The organism is Acuticoccus sp. MNP-M23 (genome assembly GCF_031195445.1).
Lineage (GTDB): Bacteria > Pseudomonadota > Alphaproteobacteria > Rhizobiales > Amorphaceae > Acuticoccus.
In genome coordinates, this window is sequence record NZ_CP133480.1 from 4397607 (window position 1) to 4413419 (window position 15813).

Genomic DNA, 15813 nt, shown 5'->3' on the forward strand with positions numbered 1-15813 from the left:
TTCGGCGTTCGTTAGCGTTGATTACAGGGAGAAAACGCACGTGAATAAACACGGCACCTACGATGTTCTGGTGGTTGGGGGCGGCATCAACGGATGCGGCATCGCGCGCGATCTCATCGGTCGCGGCTACACCGTCGCGCTTGCCGAGAAGGCCGATTTCGCGTCCGGCACGTCCTCCTGGTCCACCAAGCTCATCCACGGCGGCCTGCGTTACCTGGAGCATTACGAATTCCGGCTGGTGCGCGAGGCGCTGATCGAGCGCGAAGTGCTGATGTCGATGGCACCGCACATCATCCGCCCGCTCCGTTTCATTCTCCCGCACCACAAGGGTCTGCGTCCGGCCTGGATGCTGCGCCTCGGCCTTTTTGCCTACGACAATCTGGGCGGACGCAAGCTGCTGCCGGCGACCCGCACGCTGGACCTTCGTTCCGACCCGGCCGGTGCCCCCCTCGGCAAGGATTACGGCAAGGCCTTCGAATATTCCGACTGCTCGGTCGACGACGCGCGCCTCGTCATCCTCAACGCGCGAGACGCGGCCGACCGCGGCGCCACCATCATGCCGCGCACCGAGGTGGTTTCCGCGCGCACCGAGGGCGATCTCTGGCGCGTCACCCTGCGCGGTGCAGACGGCGAGAGCGAAATTTCCGCCCGCGCCCTGGTCAACGCGGCGGGGCCCTGGGTGGACCGCGTTCTCGGGTCTGCGCTTGGCCGAAACGATGCACACAATGTCCGCCTCGTGCAGGGCAGCCACATTGTGGTGAAGAAGCTCTACGACCACGACCGGGCGTACATCTTCCAGAACAGCGACGGCCGGATCATCTTCGCCATTCCCTACGAGGACGATTTCACCCTCATCGGCACCACCGATCAGGACTATACGGGCGACCCGCAGGACGTGAAGATCACGCCCGAGGAGACGCGCTATCTGCTGGATGCTGCCAGCGAGTATTTCGCCAAGCCGGTGCTCGAAGAAAACATTGTCTGGACATTTTCGGGCGTTCGTCCGCTGTTCGACGATGGCGCCTCCAAGGCCCAGGAAGCCACGCGCGACTATGTCCTGCGCAGCGAAGGCGGCGATGGCCGCCCCGCGCTCGTCAACGTGTTCGGCGGCAAGCTCACCACCTACCGCCGGCTCGCCGAATCTGCCGCCGAAAAGCTCGCCGGACTGATCGGCGCCAAGGGCGAACCGTGGACCGCAGGTGCGCCCTTGCCGGGCGGCAACATGCCCGTGGACGAGGCACAGCGCTTTTCCGCGCGCCTCACTGCAATGTGCCCCTGGCTGCCCGAGGAAAATGCGCGCCGCCTTGCGCGCCTTTATGGCACCCGCGCGCTCGCCATCCTCGACGGCGCCGACAGCCTTGAAAGTCTCGGCCGGGATTTTGGCGCGGGACTGACCGCGCGCGAAATCACCTACCTGATGGACCACGAGTGGGCACAGACGGCCGAAGACGTCCTCTGGCGCCGCACCAAACTCGGCATCAGACTATCGCCAGATGTCGCGGAAGAAATTACCGCGTTCATGCAAGACGAAAAACAGGACTCAAGCGCCATCGTGACGTAACGCTACAAATAGACGCCTCGGCAAAGCACCGGGTGTAGCGGCAACGACCGCAAGGGAGGATAAATGCTCGAGTTAAAGGGCGTCGACAAGCGCATCGGCAACGAGGTGCATCTTGTCGACATCGATCTGGCACTGGAACCCGGCTCGCTCAACGTGCTGCTGGGGCCGACGCTTGCGGGCAAGACCAGCCTCATGCGGATGATGGCCGGGCTCGACCGGCCCACTGCCGGCGCGATCTTCATGGACGGCGCGGACGTGACCGGCGTCCCGGTCCAGAAGCGCGACGTTGCGATGGTCTACCAGCAGTTCATCAACTATCCGGCGATGACGGTGCGCGCGAACATCGCGTCGCCGATGAAGATTGCCGGAAAGTCAAAGGCCGAGATCGCCGCCACCATCGAGCGCGTGTCCGCCCTTCTCCAGCTCGACCCCTACCTCGACCGGCTGCCCCTTCAGCTCTCCGGCGGGCAGCAGCAGCGCTGTGCCCTGGCGCGCGCGCTGGCCAAGAACGCCCGCCTCGTCCTCCTCGACGAACCGCTCGCCAACCTCGACTACAAGCTGCGCGAAGAATTGCGCGCGGAACTCCCAAAGATCTTCGCCGAATCCGGCGCCATTTTCGTGTACGCCACCGCCGAACCCGAAGAAGCGCTGCTTCTGGGCGGCAACACCGCCACGCTGAAGGAAGGCCGGATCACCCAGTTCGGGCCGACCGTGGATGTCTACCGCCGCCCCAACACGCTGGCGACCGCGCGCACATTCTCCGATCCGCCGCTGAATGCCGTGCCGATGACGAAGACGGGCAACACATTCCGCCACACCAGCGGTCACGAAACCCCCGTGCCGGCCGCCCTCAGCGCCCTTGGCGACGGTGACTACAATCTCGGCGTCCGCCCCCACCACGTCGCCCCGGTGGAAGGCGGCAGCGACGCCGATGCCATCACCCTGCCCGCCACCGCTCGCATCACCGAAATCACCGGTTCGGAGAGCTACGTTCACATCACGTGCCTCGGAGAGCCATTCGTTCTCCTTGCGCATGGCATCCGCATCTACGACCGCGGAACGCAGTTCACCATCGGCTTCAACCCCCGGCACCTGCTCCTCTTCGATGCCGATGGCACGGCCATCACCCCCACCGGCGAAAGAATGGCAGCCTGACATGGCAAAGATCACGCTCGACCATATTCGCCACGCCTACGGCCCGGCCCGCACCGCGTCCGACTATGCGCTGAAGGAGCTAGACCATGTGTGGACCGATGGTGGCGCCTTCGCGCTCCTCGGACCCTCCGGCTGCGGCAAGACCACGCTTTTGAACATCATTTCGGGCCTCATCACCCCGTCGGAAGGGCGTGTCCTGTTTGGCGACCGGGATGTGACCAACCTGCCGCCCGAGGCGCGCAACATTGCGCAGGTGTTCCAGTTCCCCGTCGTCTACGACACGATGACGGTGCGCCAGAACCTCGCCTTTCCGCTGAAAAACCGCGGCGTGCCCAAGGCGGAGATCGACGTGCGCGTCCCCCGCATTCTCGACATGCTGGGCCTTGCCGCGCTTGCCGACCGCCGCGCCGAAAGCCTGACCGCGGACCTGAAACAGAAGATCTCGCTCGGCCGCGGCATGGTGCGTGAGGACGTTTCCGCCATCTTGTTCGACGAGCCGCTCACCGTCATCGACCCCCACCTCAAATGGCAGCTCCGCGCCCAGCTGAAGACGCTCCACCGCGAGTTCGGCCACACCATGGTCTACGTCACCCACGACCAGACCGAGGCCCTCACCTTCGCCGACAAGGTGGTCGTCATGTACGACGGCGAGGTCGTGCAGGTGGGCACGCCGCAGGAGCTGTTCGAGCGGCCCGGCCACACCTTCGTCGGTTATTTCATCGGCTCGCCCGGCATGAACGTGCTTCCCGTCACCCTCGACGGCGCGACCGCGGCGCTGGGCGATCAGACCATCGCACTGCCGGGCGCTGCAAGCGCCCGCGACGGCGCAACGATGGAGCTTGGCATCCGCCCCGAATTCGTGACGCTGGGGTCTGAGGGTCTCCCCTTCACCGTGACCCGCGTTGACGATATCGGCCGCGAGAAGATCGTCCACGGCACGCTGTCCGGCCATCCGCTGGCCGCCATCCTGCCCGAAGGCACGGAGGTGCCCGCCGAACCGCGCGCCGCCTTCGCCGCCGAAGGCATCAACATCTACGCCGACAGCTGGCGCGTGGAGACAGCCGCATGAACAAGACAGTCAACAACCGCGCGTGGTTCCTCGTTCTGCCCGTCCTCCTTCTGGTGGCAATGAACGCCGTCATCCCGCTGATGACGGTGGTGAACTATTCCCTGCAGGAGAGCTTCATTGCCGGCTTCTGGGACTGGGTGGGCACGCGCCACTATGTCGAAGTTCTGGGTTCGGAGCGTTTTCACGGCGCGCTGATCCGCCAGCTGATCTTCACCGGCATCATTCTCGTCATCGAAATTCCGCTCGGCGTTGCCGTGGCGCTCGCCATGCCGCGCAAGGGGGCCTGGGCCTCGGTCTGCCTTGTCCTGATGGCGCTGCCGCTGCTCATTCCGTGGAACGTCGTCGGTGCGATCTGGAACATCTTCGCGCTGCCCGAAATCGGGCTGCTCGGCTGGGGCCTCAACGCGCTGGGTTTTGACTACAACTATACCAACCAGCCCCTCTCGGCCTGGTTCACGGTCATCCTGATGGACGTGTGGCACTGGACCTCGCTGGTGGTGCTCCTCGCATATGCCGGCCTCCAGTCCATCGACGAGGCGTATTATCGCGCCGCCAAGATTGACGGTGCCTCCCGCTGGGCGGTGTTCCGTTTCATCCAGCTGCCCAAGCTGCGCACGGTGCTGATCATTGCGGTCCTCCTGCGCTTCATCGACAGTTTCATGATCTACACCGAACCGTTCGTCCTCACCGGCGGCGGGCCCGGCAATGCCACCACGTTCCTTTCCATCGACCTGGTGAAGGCGGCCGTGGGCGAGTTCAACCTCGGCATCGCGGCGGCCATGTCGATCATCTACTTCCTGATGACGCTTCTGGTCTGCTGGCTCTTCTTCACGCTGATGAACAACGACAGGGAGCGCCAGTCATGACCGCGCAAGACACGGCGATACCTGCCGCCGGCCATTCTCCCGAAGCGCTGGCGCGTGCGCAGCAGAAACCCGCCCGCCGGCTGAAGCTGAAGTGGCTGGTGCCGACGCTCTACATCCTGTTCCTGATGCTGCCGATCTACTGGCTCATCAACATGAGCTTCAAGACCACCAACGAGATTCTCGGCGGCTTCAGCCCCTACCCGCAGAACTTCACCACCGACTCCTACGTCGAGATCCTGACCAACCCGGCCTGGTACTGGGGCTACATCAATTCGCTGATTTACGTGACCATCAACACGGTCATCTCGGTGGCGGTGGCCTTGCCGGCAGCGTATGCCTTCTCGCGTTACAAGTTCGTCGGCGACAAGCATCTCTTCTTCTGGCTCCTCACCAACCGGATGGCGCCGCCGGCCGTGTTCGTCCTGCCGTTCGTCGAGCTCTACTCCTCGATGCAGCTCTTCGACACGCACCTTGCGGTGGCGCTGGCGCACTGCCTCTTCAACATCCCGCTGGCGGTCTGGATCCTCGAAGGTTTCATGTCCGGCGTCCCGAAAGAAATCGACGAGACCGCCTATATCGACGGCTACTCGTTCCCCAAATTCTTCGTGAAGATCTTCATGCCGCTGATCGCGAGCGGCATCGGGGTGACGGCATTCTTCTGCTTCATGTTCTCGTGGGTGGAGATGCTGCTGGCGAAGAACCTCACCACGGTGGCCGCCAAGCCCATTGCGGCGGTGATGACGCGCACCGCCTCCACCTCGGGCTACGAACTGGGGCTCCTTGCTGCGGCAGGCGTCCTCACCATCATCCCCGGCGCGATCGTCATCTACTTCGTGCGCAACTACATCGCCAAGGGCTTTGCCCTCGGGCGGGTGTGAGGATCTATGGCAGACGCAATCGGCCTCGGCTGGATGGCGTGGACGTGGCAGACGGCCACCTTCTTCGCCGCAATCGGTGCATCGCTCGTGGCGATGACGGTGTGGGAGCTGGCCCGTCCGGGCGGCCACCCGCGCCACGGCATCCTCGGGCTCACCACCACTCGCGGCGACCGGCTGTTCATCAGCCTGATGGCGGCCGCCTTCATCCACCTCGGCTGGCTGGCGCTGGTGACCACCGCGCCGCTGTGGGGCGCCTCGATCATCGCGGTGGTGGTCGCGCTTCTCATCTTCGCGTTCGTTTAGGCGCCCGCATGGTTGCGCTTCGGCCGAACACTCTTCCAGCGAACCTCTCGCCCCGCGGCGAAGATGCCGCCGGCCTTGCCTCAGGCGGCGGTGCAGGCGCGCGACATTTTGGTGGTGTGGTCGTAAAAATTCAGCGAGCGCCGGGTGGTGTTGGAGACCGAGTAGCGGCCACCGTCGGTCATGAACAGGCCGTAGTCGACATTCTTGCCGGTTTCGATCCAGGCGATGTTCTGCGACTTGCCGTCCACCGCAACGGTCTTGGACGTCATCACCAGCTCGGTTCCGCCGCAGCGCCATGCGCCGACGAACGCGTCCGAGGAAAGATCGATCGGCTTGTTGGCGCACGCTGCGACGAAGCCGACCACAACCGTCGCGGCGCACGCGACGAAGATCCGAAACACCATACCCATCCTGTTCCTGCACGCGGATCGCGTGCCGGGATCGGCACCGCGCCGGACGACACTAGCGCGGCAACGACGGCGAAACACGCCCAATCAGAACCCAGGGAGATTTTACACGCATGAAACGCCTATTGATGGCTTCAACCTGCATGGCAGTGCTCTACGGTGCCGGCCCCGCCATGGCCGACATGGAAGCTGCAGAACGCTGGATCAATGACGAGTTCCAACGCTCCGTCCTCTCCAAGGAGGAGCAGATGGCGGAGATGGAGTGGTTCATCAAGGCCGCCGAACCATTCTCGGGCATGGAAGTGAATGTCCTGTCCGAAACGATCCCGACCCACACCTACGAGTCGGAAGTCCTGACTAAGGCTTTCGAGGAAATCACCGGCATCAAGGTGAACCACCAGCTTCTGGGTGAAGGCGAGGTCGTCCAGGCGGTCCAGACCCAGATGCAGACCAACCGCAACCTTTACGACGGCTACGTCAACGATTCCGACCTTGTCGGCACCCACGCCCGCCTCCAGGCCGCAGTCAACCTGACCGACTACATGGCCGGCGAAGGCGCCGACGTGACGAGCCCCACGCTCGACCTCGACGATTTCATCGGCAAGGACTTCACCACCGGGCCGGACGGCGCGCTGTGGCAGCTCCCCGACCAGCAGTTCGCCAACCTCTACTGGTTCCGCAAGGACTGGTTCGACAACCCCGACTATCAGGCCGCCTTCAAGGAAAAATACGGCTACGACCTTGGCGTCCCGGTCAACTGGTCCGCCTATGAGGACATTGCGGCGTTCTTCACCGAAGACGTGGGCGAAGTCGACGGCGTGAAGATCTACGGCCACATGGATTACGGCAAGCGTGCGCCCGACCTTGGCTGGCGGATGACCGATGCGTGGCTCTCCATGGCCGGCACCGGCTCCAAGGGCCTCCCCAACGGCCGCCCGGTCGACGAATGGGGCATCCGCATGGAGGAAGGCTCCTGCAACCCGGTTGGCGCATCCACCTCGCGCGGCGGTGCCACCAACGCACCGGCGTCCGTCTACGCCATCCGCAAATGGGACGAGTGGCTGCGCACCTACGCCCCGCCGGCAGCTGCATCCTACGACTTCTACCAGTCGCTCCCCGCGCTCAACCAAGGCAACGTCGCCCAGCAGATCTTCTGGTACACCGCCTTCACCGCCGACATGGTGAAGCCGAAGTCCGAAGGCAACCAGACGGTTGACGACGAGGGCATGCCGCTTTGGCGCATGGCCCCCTCACCCCACGGCCCCTACTGGGAAGAGGGCATGAAGGTCGGCTACCAGGACGTTGGCTCGTGGACGTTCATGAAGTCGACCCCGGTGGAAAACCGCAAGGCGGCCTGGCTCTACGCCCAGTTCGTCACCTCCAAGACCGTGGACACTGAAAAGTCCCACGTCGGCCTCACCTTCATTCGCAACTCCACGGTGAATGGCGAGAGCTTCACCGAGCGCGCGCCGGCGCTGGGCGGCCTCGTCGAATTCTACCGCTCGCCGGACCGCGTGCGGTGGACCCCCACCGGCGTCAACGTGCCGGACTATCCGAAGCTGGCGCAGCTGTGGTGGCAGTACATCGGTGACGTGAACGCAGGCAACTACACCCCGCAGGTCGCCATGGATCGTCTCGCTTCCGAGATGGACACCATCATGGGCCGGATGCAGGAAGCCGACGAGAAGGCCAACGTCTACGGCGGTTGCGGTCCGCGCCTCAACGAGGAGCGTGACCCCTCCTACTGGCTGAACGAGGTTGCCGGTTCGCCCAAGCCGATGCTGGCAAACGAAAAGCCCCAGGGCGAGACCATCGCCTACGAGGAACTCATCAAGCAGTGGCAGTAGGCCATTCTGCCTGAGTGACGGGAAAGGGTCGGCCGCGCGCCGGCCCTTTTTTTGTGGCCGGGCGTCTGCGCGTGACCCGGCGGGCTGCACGCAAACCCTGAAGCGCCTGCGGATAAAACCACATGGAAAATACGGCTCGGGTTTGCACTCCCGTTCAATAGTCGTAATAAAGCTCTGACATCATTCGGTCGGGGAGCCTATTGCCCCCTGGCGCGGCTGCAATGGCCGTGCCCACGTGCACCGCGCGTGAGATCAATCATGCCCTTGTCAGGGCCCGCCGTGCCCACGCGGCTGAAATCCCCTACCCCATCTTGCCGACAACTCTGTTGGCGGGGGCCGCAAGCTCGAAATTTGTTCGAGAGAGGATCGCAATTCGATGACTGAACTAAGCGAACACAACGCCGACCTCAAACTTGAGGAACAATCCTACTCAGACGACCCTTTGACCGACCGGCAGACCGACCACTACCGGCAGGAATACGTGATGTCGTTCGTCGAAAAATGGGACGAGCTCATCAACTGGGACGGGCGGGCCGAGAGCGAAGGCCAGTTCTTCATCGACATTCTGCGCGCCCGCTCCAAGGAGACCGTGCTCGACGTTGCCACCGGCACCGGCTTCCACTCCGTGCGCCTTGCCGAAGCGGGATTTGACGTCACCTCCGCGGACGGCTCGGCCGCAATGCTTGCCAAGGCATTTTCCAACGCGGCTGCCCGCGGCCTCATCCTCAAGACGGTGCAGGCGGACTGGCGCTGGCTCAACAAGGGTATCAAGGGCAAGTACGACGCCATCATCTGCCTCGGCAACTCCTTCACCCACCTGCACGACGAGAGCGACCGCCGCCGCGCGCTGGCGGAGTTCTACGCCGCGCTGAAGCACGATGGCGTGCTGATCCTCGACCAGCGCAACTACGACCAGATGCTGGACCACGGCTTCTCCACCAAGCACAAATTCTACTATGTGGGCGACAAGGTGTCGGCGGAGCCGGAATATCTGGATGATGGCCTGATCCGGATGAAGTACACGTTCCCGGACGGGTCGGAATACACGCTCAACATGTGTCCCGTCCGCAAGAATTACGTCCGCCGCCTGCTCGACGAAGCAGGCTTTCAGCGGGTTCGCACATTTGGCGACTTCCAGGAAACCTACGCCGAGGGCGACCCGGACTTCTTCATCCACGTTGCGGAAAAGTCTGCAATCGAATCGCGCTGGAGCGGCGCCTCGTCATCGCGCGAAGACATCCAGGCCACCACGGAAGACTATTACGACTCCGACGATGCGGACACGTTCTACTCCCTCGTCTGGGGCGGCGAAGACATTCACGTCGGCCTTTATGACGAGACCGAGTCCAAGGCGATCCGTGAAGCGAGCGACAAGACGGTGGAGCGCATGGCCTCCAAGGTCACGCTCGGCGCAGGCGGCCGCATCCTCGACCTTGGCGCAGGCTACGGCGGCGCCATGCGCCACATGGTGCGCACCACCGGCGCCGACGCGGTCTGCCTCAACATTTCGGCAACGCAGAACGACCGCAACCGCCACCGCGTGCGCAAGGCGGGCATGACGGACAAGATCACCGTCAAGCACGGCGTGTTCGAGGATGTGCCGGAAGACGACGGGACGTTCGACGTGGTGTGGAGCCAGGATGCCTTCCTCCACTCCGACCAGCGCGGCAAGGTGATGGCCGAAGCCTTCCGCGTGCTGAAGCCCGGCGGCACGCTGATCTTCACCGACCCCTGCCAGGCGGACGATGTCGGGCCGGGCGTGCTCCAGCCGGTCTACAACCGGATCAAGCTCAAGGATCTCGGCTCGTTCCGCTTCTACCGGGAGGCGGCTTCCGCGCTCGGCTTCGAGGTGGTGGAGCAGGAAGACCTGACGCACGAACTGCGCAATCACTACGCACGGGTGCGCGAAGAGATGCTGGCCAACACGCCGGCGCTGCGCGATGCCGGCGCGTCGGCCGCGTATCTGGACAACATGGCCACCGGCCTCCAGCACTGGGTGGATGCGGCAGATGCCGGTCATCTGGCATGGGGCATCCAGGTGTTCCGCAAGCCGGGCTGAGCCCGCCGCAGCACGCCAGACACACGAACGCCCGGGCGCGACACGCCCGGGCGTTTTTTATGGTGCGGCTCGGTCGCGAAGGCTGGTCAGGTGCCGCGCTGCTTGGCCCGCTGGTCGATGGCAACCGCCAGCACCAGAATGACGCCGATCAGGATCTGCTGGACAAACGAAGACACGTTGAGAAGCACCAGCCCGTTGCGCAGAACGCCGATCAACAGGACACCGACCACGGTGCCGAAGATCGACCCCACTCCGCCGAAGAGCGACGTGCCGCCAATCACCACCGCTGCAATAACGTCCAGCTCCAGCTGAAGCCCGGCCACTGCCTCGGCCGAATTGAGCCGGGCCGACAACAGGAAGGAGGCAATGCCGCAGAATGCGCCGATGATGACATAGACCATCAGCGTGGTGCGCTTGGTGGACACGCCGTTCAGCTCCGCGGCCTGCGGGTTGCCGCCAATGGCATAGACATGCCGGCCGAACTGGCTCTGGGTGAGGACGACGTGTGCAATCAACGCGGCCAGCGCGAAGATCATCACCGGCACCGGAATGCCCCAGATACGCCCCTGCCCCCACCAGACATAGCCCATCTCGAAACCGGAAATCGGACCGCCGCCCGACAGGAGCAGCGCGGCGCCGCGGAAGGCAGTAAGCCCGCCCAGCGTCACCACAAATGGCGGCACCTTGAACCTGGTGATCGCAAAGCCCTGAATGCCGCCGCATGCCATGCCGACGGCAACGGCCGCCATCACCGCAAAGATCACCGGGTTGCCGCTGTCGGCCGCAGCGCCGAGGGCAAAGCGGTCGTCGAGCCCGCCCTTGGCCACGTATGCGCCGACGAGGCCGCACAGCGCCACCAGCGAGCCGACCGAAAGGTCGATCCCCGCCGTCAGGATCACAAAGGTCATCCCGACGGCGACGAGGCCGGAGATGGAGACCTGCCGCAGGATGTTCATGAGGTTGAGGGGGTGGAGAAAACGCGGTTCGAGAATTGCGAACAGCGCCACAAGCGCGACCAGAAACAGGGGCGCTGCATAGCGGGCGAGGAAGCCGACAAGGTCGAAACCGGTCTGGCCTTGGTCGCGTGTCGTCATCGACTTTATTGCCTTGGCAGGGCGGGTGGCCCCGCCTCAAGAAATGTTGCGGGGGCCAAGTGTGGCCCCCGCAGACGGTTCAGTTGATCTCGCCGAGGCGTTCTGCCTTGTCGAGATTGTCCTTGGTCAGCGCGAACGGCTGAAGGAGCGTCACCGCTTCCGGCTTGGTCCCGTCGCGCAGGAACGTCACCAGCGCGCGCATCGCCTCGGCGGACTGGCCGCCCGGCATCTGCTCGATGGTGGCGGTGAGGTTGCCGTCGCGGATGGCGGCAAGAGCCTCGGGCAGCGCGTCGAAGCCGATGATGGCGATCTTGTCGCCGCGCTCGGAGACCACCTGCATGGCGCCAAGGGCCATGTCGTCGTTGGCGGCGACAATCACGTCGGGCGGCGTATCCATGCCGCCGAGGATGGCTTCGGTGACGGATGCGCCTTCTTCGCGGGCGAAGTTGGCGGTCTGCTCGGCAACGAATTCGTACTTGTCATCACCGTCGAGGGACTGGTGGAGGCCCTTGTTGCGGTCGATGGCGGGCGAAGCGCCGGGCTGGCCCTGGAGGTTGACGATCTTCGCACCGTCCGGGAAGAGCTTTTTCACCAGCTCGCCCTGTGCAACGCCGCCGGCAACGTTGTCTGCGCCGACGTGGCCGAGAATGCCGTCGACGCCTTCGACGGTGCGGTCGATGGTCATCACCGGGATGCCCGCTTCCACCACCTGGCGAACGCCGGGCGCCATCGCAACGCTGTCGAGCGGGCTGATCACCACGCCGCTGACGCCCTGGATGATGGCCGCTTCAAGATCGCCGGTCTGCTTGGGGGCGGAGTTCTGGCCATCCTGGTTGATGGTGGTGATGCCGCCCAGCTCCTTGGCCGATGCGTTGAGCGAGTTTTCCATGTGGACGAAAAACGGGAAGCCAAGGCTCGGCACCGAGGTGACAATCTCGAGATCCTGCGACGACGCCGGGCTGGCAAACGCCATCACGCCTGCCATGAGAGAGGCGAGCGCCGCTCCCTTGAATGCTTTTCTCATCGGGTTTCCTCCTGTGGAGCGGGTCTTTTTGAACGCCCGCTCTCCAAAGTTTCAGAAACGACTATCCCCGTGCAGCCATCTGCCGGTCAATAGCCTTGCGGCAGTCGCGCGTTGCCGAGCGTCGCATCATTCAAGCGTTCCGCCCGCCGCATACTCGCCCTCGCACTGGGCCTGGATGAGAAGAATTTCGAGATCGTGTGCCCGGCGCAGACGCTCCCAGCGCGCGTCGTCCATATCGGCTGCGCGCCACGCGATGAGACTGACATAGCACGCCCCGTCCCCAAGGTTGCAGGTTGACCCGCGCACCACGCGCGCCACGATCCGCGGGCTGCGCGCAAGGCGTGTGCCCACATGGTAGGTGGCGGTAAGCTGTTCGGCGTCCGTCTCAACGTGGAACCACGTCTCGCTTTTGTCGAAAAGCGACGTGCCGGTATAAAGCCCCTCCTCCGGCGTCCTTTGGGTAGACCAGCAACCGAACGACCAGCGCCCCAGCGACAGCGGATCGGTGATGAATTCGAACGCAATTTCGGCGGGCACGGCAAGGCGCGCGGTGGCGATGTGGGACAGGTCGCTCATGCGCCGAGGCCTTCGGCACGAAGCGCCTCGAACAGGCGCTCCACATGGGCTTCACGGGTCACGATGCCAGGCGAGATGCGCATCACGCTGCCCCGGCAATCAAGGTGGATCGCCTTGTCCCGCAGCCGGCTCACCAGCGCCGGCGGGTCGGCGCTCTCCGGCAACCGCACCATGATGCTGCCGCCGCGCTGCTCGGGATCGGCCGGGCTTGCCAGCGGCAGGCCAAGCGCGGCGGCCTCCGCGGCAATCGTTGCCTGTAGCGTGCGAGTGTGGGCCAGCAGCGCGGGCTTGTCGGCGGCCGCGTGCCATTTCAGCGCCGGCACAGAGCCGATGCACGCAATTGCCGCCGGCGTGCCATGGTCGAACCTTCGCGCATCGGGCGCATAGTCGAATGCATCAAGGTCCCACGAGAACGGGTTCGGCTGGCTGAACCAGCCCCGCAGCTCCGGTGCGCAGGCGGCGGCAAGCTCCGGCCGCACGTAGAGGATCCCCGCGCCCGGCGTGCCGCACAACCATTTGAGCGAGGTGGACAGCACGATGTCTGGCCCATCCTTCGCCAGCGTGAACGGCACGATGCCGATGCCCTGCGTGAGGTCGAGCGCAACGAGGCTCCCCATGGCGTGGCCGTGAGCGGTGAGGCGCGCATGGTCGGCGCAAAAGGACGCGGTCGAGGTCACGAAGGTGAGAAGCGCAAGACCCACATCCGGCCCCCACGCGGCGATCATGTCATCCTCGCGCACAAAGCTCTCGCCGGGGCGCATCGGCACGGTGTCCAGCGTGAAGCCGAAGCGCGGCGCCAATCCGGCGAGGAGGAAGTGCAAACTCGGGAAGCAATCCTGCGCGACCAGAACACGTTTGCCCGACAGTCTTTCGCGCGGCAGGCCGCCGAGAACGCTGTAGAGCGCGGTGGTGACGTTTTCCGCCGAAGTCAGCGAACCTTCGGGGGCGCCGATCAGCCGGCGCCACAGGGCAAGGAAGGTCTCCCGCTCGGTCAGCGCGCGGCCCCACTGCCCGTCGTCAAGCGCTGCCCAGCTTTGTGCAAAGGCCGCCAGCGCCTCCCCCGTTTCCGCCGCCTTGCCCGGATATTGACCGATGGAGTGGTAGAGAAAATAGGCGGGGTCTTGTGCAGTCATCGAAGCTCGCTCGGGTTTCGGGTTGGACGCGCGGCGCCTGCCGCAAAAGGTCGGGCGCTAGAAACCGAGGACGCGCGGGAGCCACAGGCTGAAGCCCGGCACCGCAGCCACCAGCGCAAGCGCAATGAGGTTGACGAGAAGAAAAGGCAGCGTTGCGCGCATCAGGGGCACGATCCCGCAGCCGGCAATGCGCTCGGCGGCAAACAGGCACACACCCAGCGGCGGCGTCAGAAGCCCGATGTTGAGGTTGAGGATCGCGATCACGCCGAAGTGCAGCGGGTCGATCCCCACCGCCACGGCAATTTGCGAAAACAGCGGCCCGAACAGGATGATCGCCGTTGTGGGGTCGATGATCATCCCGAGGCCGAGGAGGATGGCGTTGAGGAAGAGAAGCGTTCCGAAGCTGCCAAGGTCGAGCCCTGTCAGCGCGCTGGCGGCCATCCGCGGCACGTTCTCGATGCCCATCACCCACGAGAATGCCGCACCGCAGCCAACGATGATGAGAAGCTGCCCCGAAAAAAGCGCCGAGCGCGAAAACACCGCCCCCAGCGCCCGAAGCGACAGCGAACGGTACAGCACCACGGAAACAACGAGCGCGTAGAGCGCGGCAACAGCGCCCGCCTCCGTCGGCGTCATGATGCCGCCGAGCATTCCGGCGATGATGATGACGGGGATCATCAGCGGAACCGCCGCGCGCGCGGCAAGGCCGCCAAGAATGCGCGGCGAGCGGTCCATGGGCACGGGCTGGAAATTGTTGATCCGCGCCTGAACGCCCACGAGGCCCATCTGCACCGCGCCGATGAGCAGACCCGGAACGAGGGTCGCTGCCATCAGCGCACCGATGGAAACGCCGGTCATCGAGCCGTAGATCACCGCAATCAGCGATGGCGGCACCATCGGACCGATGATTGACGACGATGCGGTAACGGCGGCGGCATAGGCGGGCGTATAACCCCCCGCCACCATTGCGGGAATGAAGATCCGCCCGAGCGCCGCAATGTCCCCCAGCGCCACGCCGGTGATGCCGGAAAACAGGATGGACGCGCCGATATTCACCTGCGCCAGCCCGCCCCGCATCCAGCCGAAGAGGCCGTTGGCAAGGTCGATCAGCCGCCCGGTGATCCGCCCTTCGTTGACCAGTTCGCCAGCCAGAATGAAGAGCGGCACGGCCATCAGCACGAAAGCATCCATGCCCTGGTAGACCCGCTCGGGCACCACGGGCAGAAAGTGAAGATTGCCGGAGACGACCATCCAGATCATCACCGCCGCCAGCATCGACCATGCGATGGGCAGGCCCACCACCAAGAGCCCCAGAAAGGTGCCGGCAAACAGCACGATCGTGTCGCTCATGCGGCGCGCTCTGGCGCGTGTTCCCGGTGCCGGTTGGCGATGATGCGCAGCGCTGCGAAAACGGCAGCAAGCGCGAATGCGACCGGCACGCAGACATAGGGGTAGGACAGCGGAATGCGCATCCCCTCGCTGGTCTGCATCGCGCCGAAGCGGACCATGTCGATCCCGTACCAGAGGAGAACGAGAAAGATGGTCAGGGACACGGTGTCGAGGAATGCTTCCAGCACGCGTCGTGCGGCCGGCGAGCGGGCCCCGATGGCCGCGGGCAGAATATCGATACGAATGTGGCTTCCCTCACGCACGGCAACGGCGGCAATGAGGAGCGCCATCCAGATCATCGCGTAGCGGGCCACCTCCTCGATGAAAGCCGGCACCCCGGCGCCGGTGTAGCGCAGCACCACCTGGAGAAGGACAAGCCCCGTCAATCCGGCAAGGCAGAGGGCTGCGACCGCGCGCAAGCCCCCCTCCACCAGCTGCACCAGCCGCCGCAT

At 64.6% G+C, this 15813-nt stretch carries 15 protein-coding genes; 8 read left to right on the forward strand and 7 right to left on the reverse strand.

The window, feature by feature from the left end; translation table 11 throughout:
• Positions 1–40: 40 nt before the first annotated feature.
• The 6 genes from glpD to RDV64_RS20275 all read left to right on the forward strand — a co-directional run bounded on the left by glpD (position 41) and on the right by RDV64_RS20275 (position 5832).
• Positions 41–1561: a glycerol-3-phosphate dehydrogenase gene (gene glpD, locus RDV64_RS20250; RefSeq protein WP_309196767.1), complete on the forward strand. Its 1521-nt coding sequence runs from the start codon at positions 41–43 to the stop codon at positions 1559–1561.
• A gap of 63 nt (positions 1562–1624) precedes the next feature.
• Positions 1625–2716, forward strand: coding sequence for an ABC transporter ATP-binding protein (locus tag RDV64_RS20255; protein WP_309196768.1), 1092 nt, complete (start codon positions 1625–1627; stop codon positions 2714–2716).
• A gap of 1 nt (position 2717) precedes the next feature.
• Positions 2718–3785 carry an ABC transporter ATP-binding protein gene (locus RDV64_RS20260; protein WP_309196769.1) on the forward strand — a complete coding sequence of 356 codons (1068 nt, stop codon included), beginning with the start codon at positions 2718–2720 and terminating at the stop codon, positions 3783–3785.
• Positions 3782–4651, forward strand: coding sequence for a sugar ABC transporter permease (locus RDV64_RS20265; protein WP_309196770.1), 870 nt, complete (start codon positions 3782–3784; stop codon positions 4649–4651). Before RDV64_RS20260 ends, RDV64_RS20265 begins: the two co-directional genes overlap by 4 nt.
• Before the next feature lie 125 nt (positions 4652–4776).
• Positions 4777–5529 carry a carbohydrate ABC transporter permease gene (locus tag RDV64_RS20270; RefSeq protein ID WP_309199557.1) on the forward strand — a complete coding sequence of 251 codons (753 nt, stop codon included), beginning with the start codon at positions 4777–4779 and terminating at the stop codon, positions 5527–5529.
• A 6-nt stretch (positions 5530–5535) separates the two neighbouring features.
• The gene (locus tag RDV64_RS20275; protein WP_309196771.1) at positions 5536–5832 is read left to right on the forward strand and encodes a DUF2160 domain-containing protein; all 297 of its coding nucleotides are present in this window, start codon (positions 5536–5538) and stop codon (positions 5830–5832) included.
• A gap of 80 nt (positions 5833–5912) precedes the next feature.
• On the opposite strand, the gene RDV64_RS20280 is transcribed toward RDV64_RS20275, so the two are convergent.
• Positions 5913–6242 (reverse strand): hypothetical protein, encoded by a 330-nt coding sequence (locus tag RDV64_RS20280; protein ID WP_309196772.1) that lies wholly within the window; start codon positions 6240–6242, stop codon positions 5913–5915.
• A gap of 110 nt (positions 6243–6352) precedes the next feature.
• Between RDV64_RS20280 and RDV64_RS20285 the strand changes: the two genes are divergently transcribed.
• Together RDV64_RS20285 and RDV64_RS20290 are read left to right on the forward strand one after the other, a co-directional pair.
• On the forward strand, positions 6353–8086 hold the full coding sequence (locus RDV64_RS20285; RefSeq protein ID WP_309196773.1) for an ABC transporter substrate-binding protein: 1734 nt from the start codon (positions 6353–6355) through the stop codon (positions 8084–8086).
• Between the two features lie 376 nt (positions 8087–8462).
• Positions 8463–10145 carry a methyltransferase domain-containing protein gene (locus RDV64_RS20290; RefSeq protein WP_309196774.1) on the forward strand — a complete coding sequence of 561 codons (1683 nt, stop codon included), beginning with the start codon at positions 8463–8465 and terminating at the stop codon, positions 10143–10145.
• An 86-nt stretch (positions 10146–10231) separates the two neighbouring features.
• On the opposite strand, the gene RDV64_RS20295 is transcribed toward RDV64_RS20290, so the two are convergent.
• From RDV64_RS20295 to RDV64_RS20320, 6 genes are all read right to left on the reverse strand, one after another.
• The gene (locus tag RDV64_RS20295; RefSeq protein WP_309196775.1) at positions 10232–11239 is read right to left on the reverse strand and encodes an ABC transporter permease; all 1008 of its coding nucleotides are present in this window, start codon (positions 11237–11239) and stop codon (positions 10232–10234) included.
• A gap of 79 nt (positions 11240–11318) precedes the next feature.
• Positions 11319–12263 carry a substrate-binding domain-containing protein gene (locus RDV64_RS20300; RefSeq protein WP_309196776.1) on the reverse strand — a complete coding sequence of 315 codons (945 nt, stop codon included), beginning with the start codon at positions 12261–12263 and terminating at the stop codon, positions 11319–11321.
• A gap of 126 nt (positions 12264–12389) precedes the next feature.
• A complete protein-coding gene (locus RDV64_RS20305) occupies positions 12390–12839 on the reverse strand; it encodes a hypothetical protein (protein WP_309196777.1) in 450 nt (149 codons plus the stop codon).
• A complete protein-coding gene (locus RDV64_RS20310; RefSeq protein ID WP_309196778.1) occupies positions 12836–13972 on the reverse strand; it encodes an aminotransferase class V-fold PLP-dependent enzyme in 1137 nt (378 codons plus the stop codon). The genes RDV64_RS20305 and RDV64_RS20310 overlap by 4 nt, the downstream gene beginning before the upstream one ends.
• Before the next feature lie 57 nt (positions 13973–14029).
• Positions 14030–15322, reverse strand: coding sequence for a TRAP transporter large permease (locus RDV64_RS20315; protein ID WP_309196779.1), 1293 nt, complete (start codon positions 15320–15322; stop codon positions 14030–14032).
• Entirely contained in the window at positions 15319–15813 is a 495-nt protein-coding gene (locus RDV64_RS20320; RefSeq protein ID WP_309196780.1) for a TRAP transporter small permease, read from the reverse strand. The genes RDV64_RS20315 and RDV64_RS20320 overlap by 4 nt, the downstream gene beginning before the upstream one ends.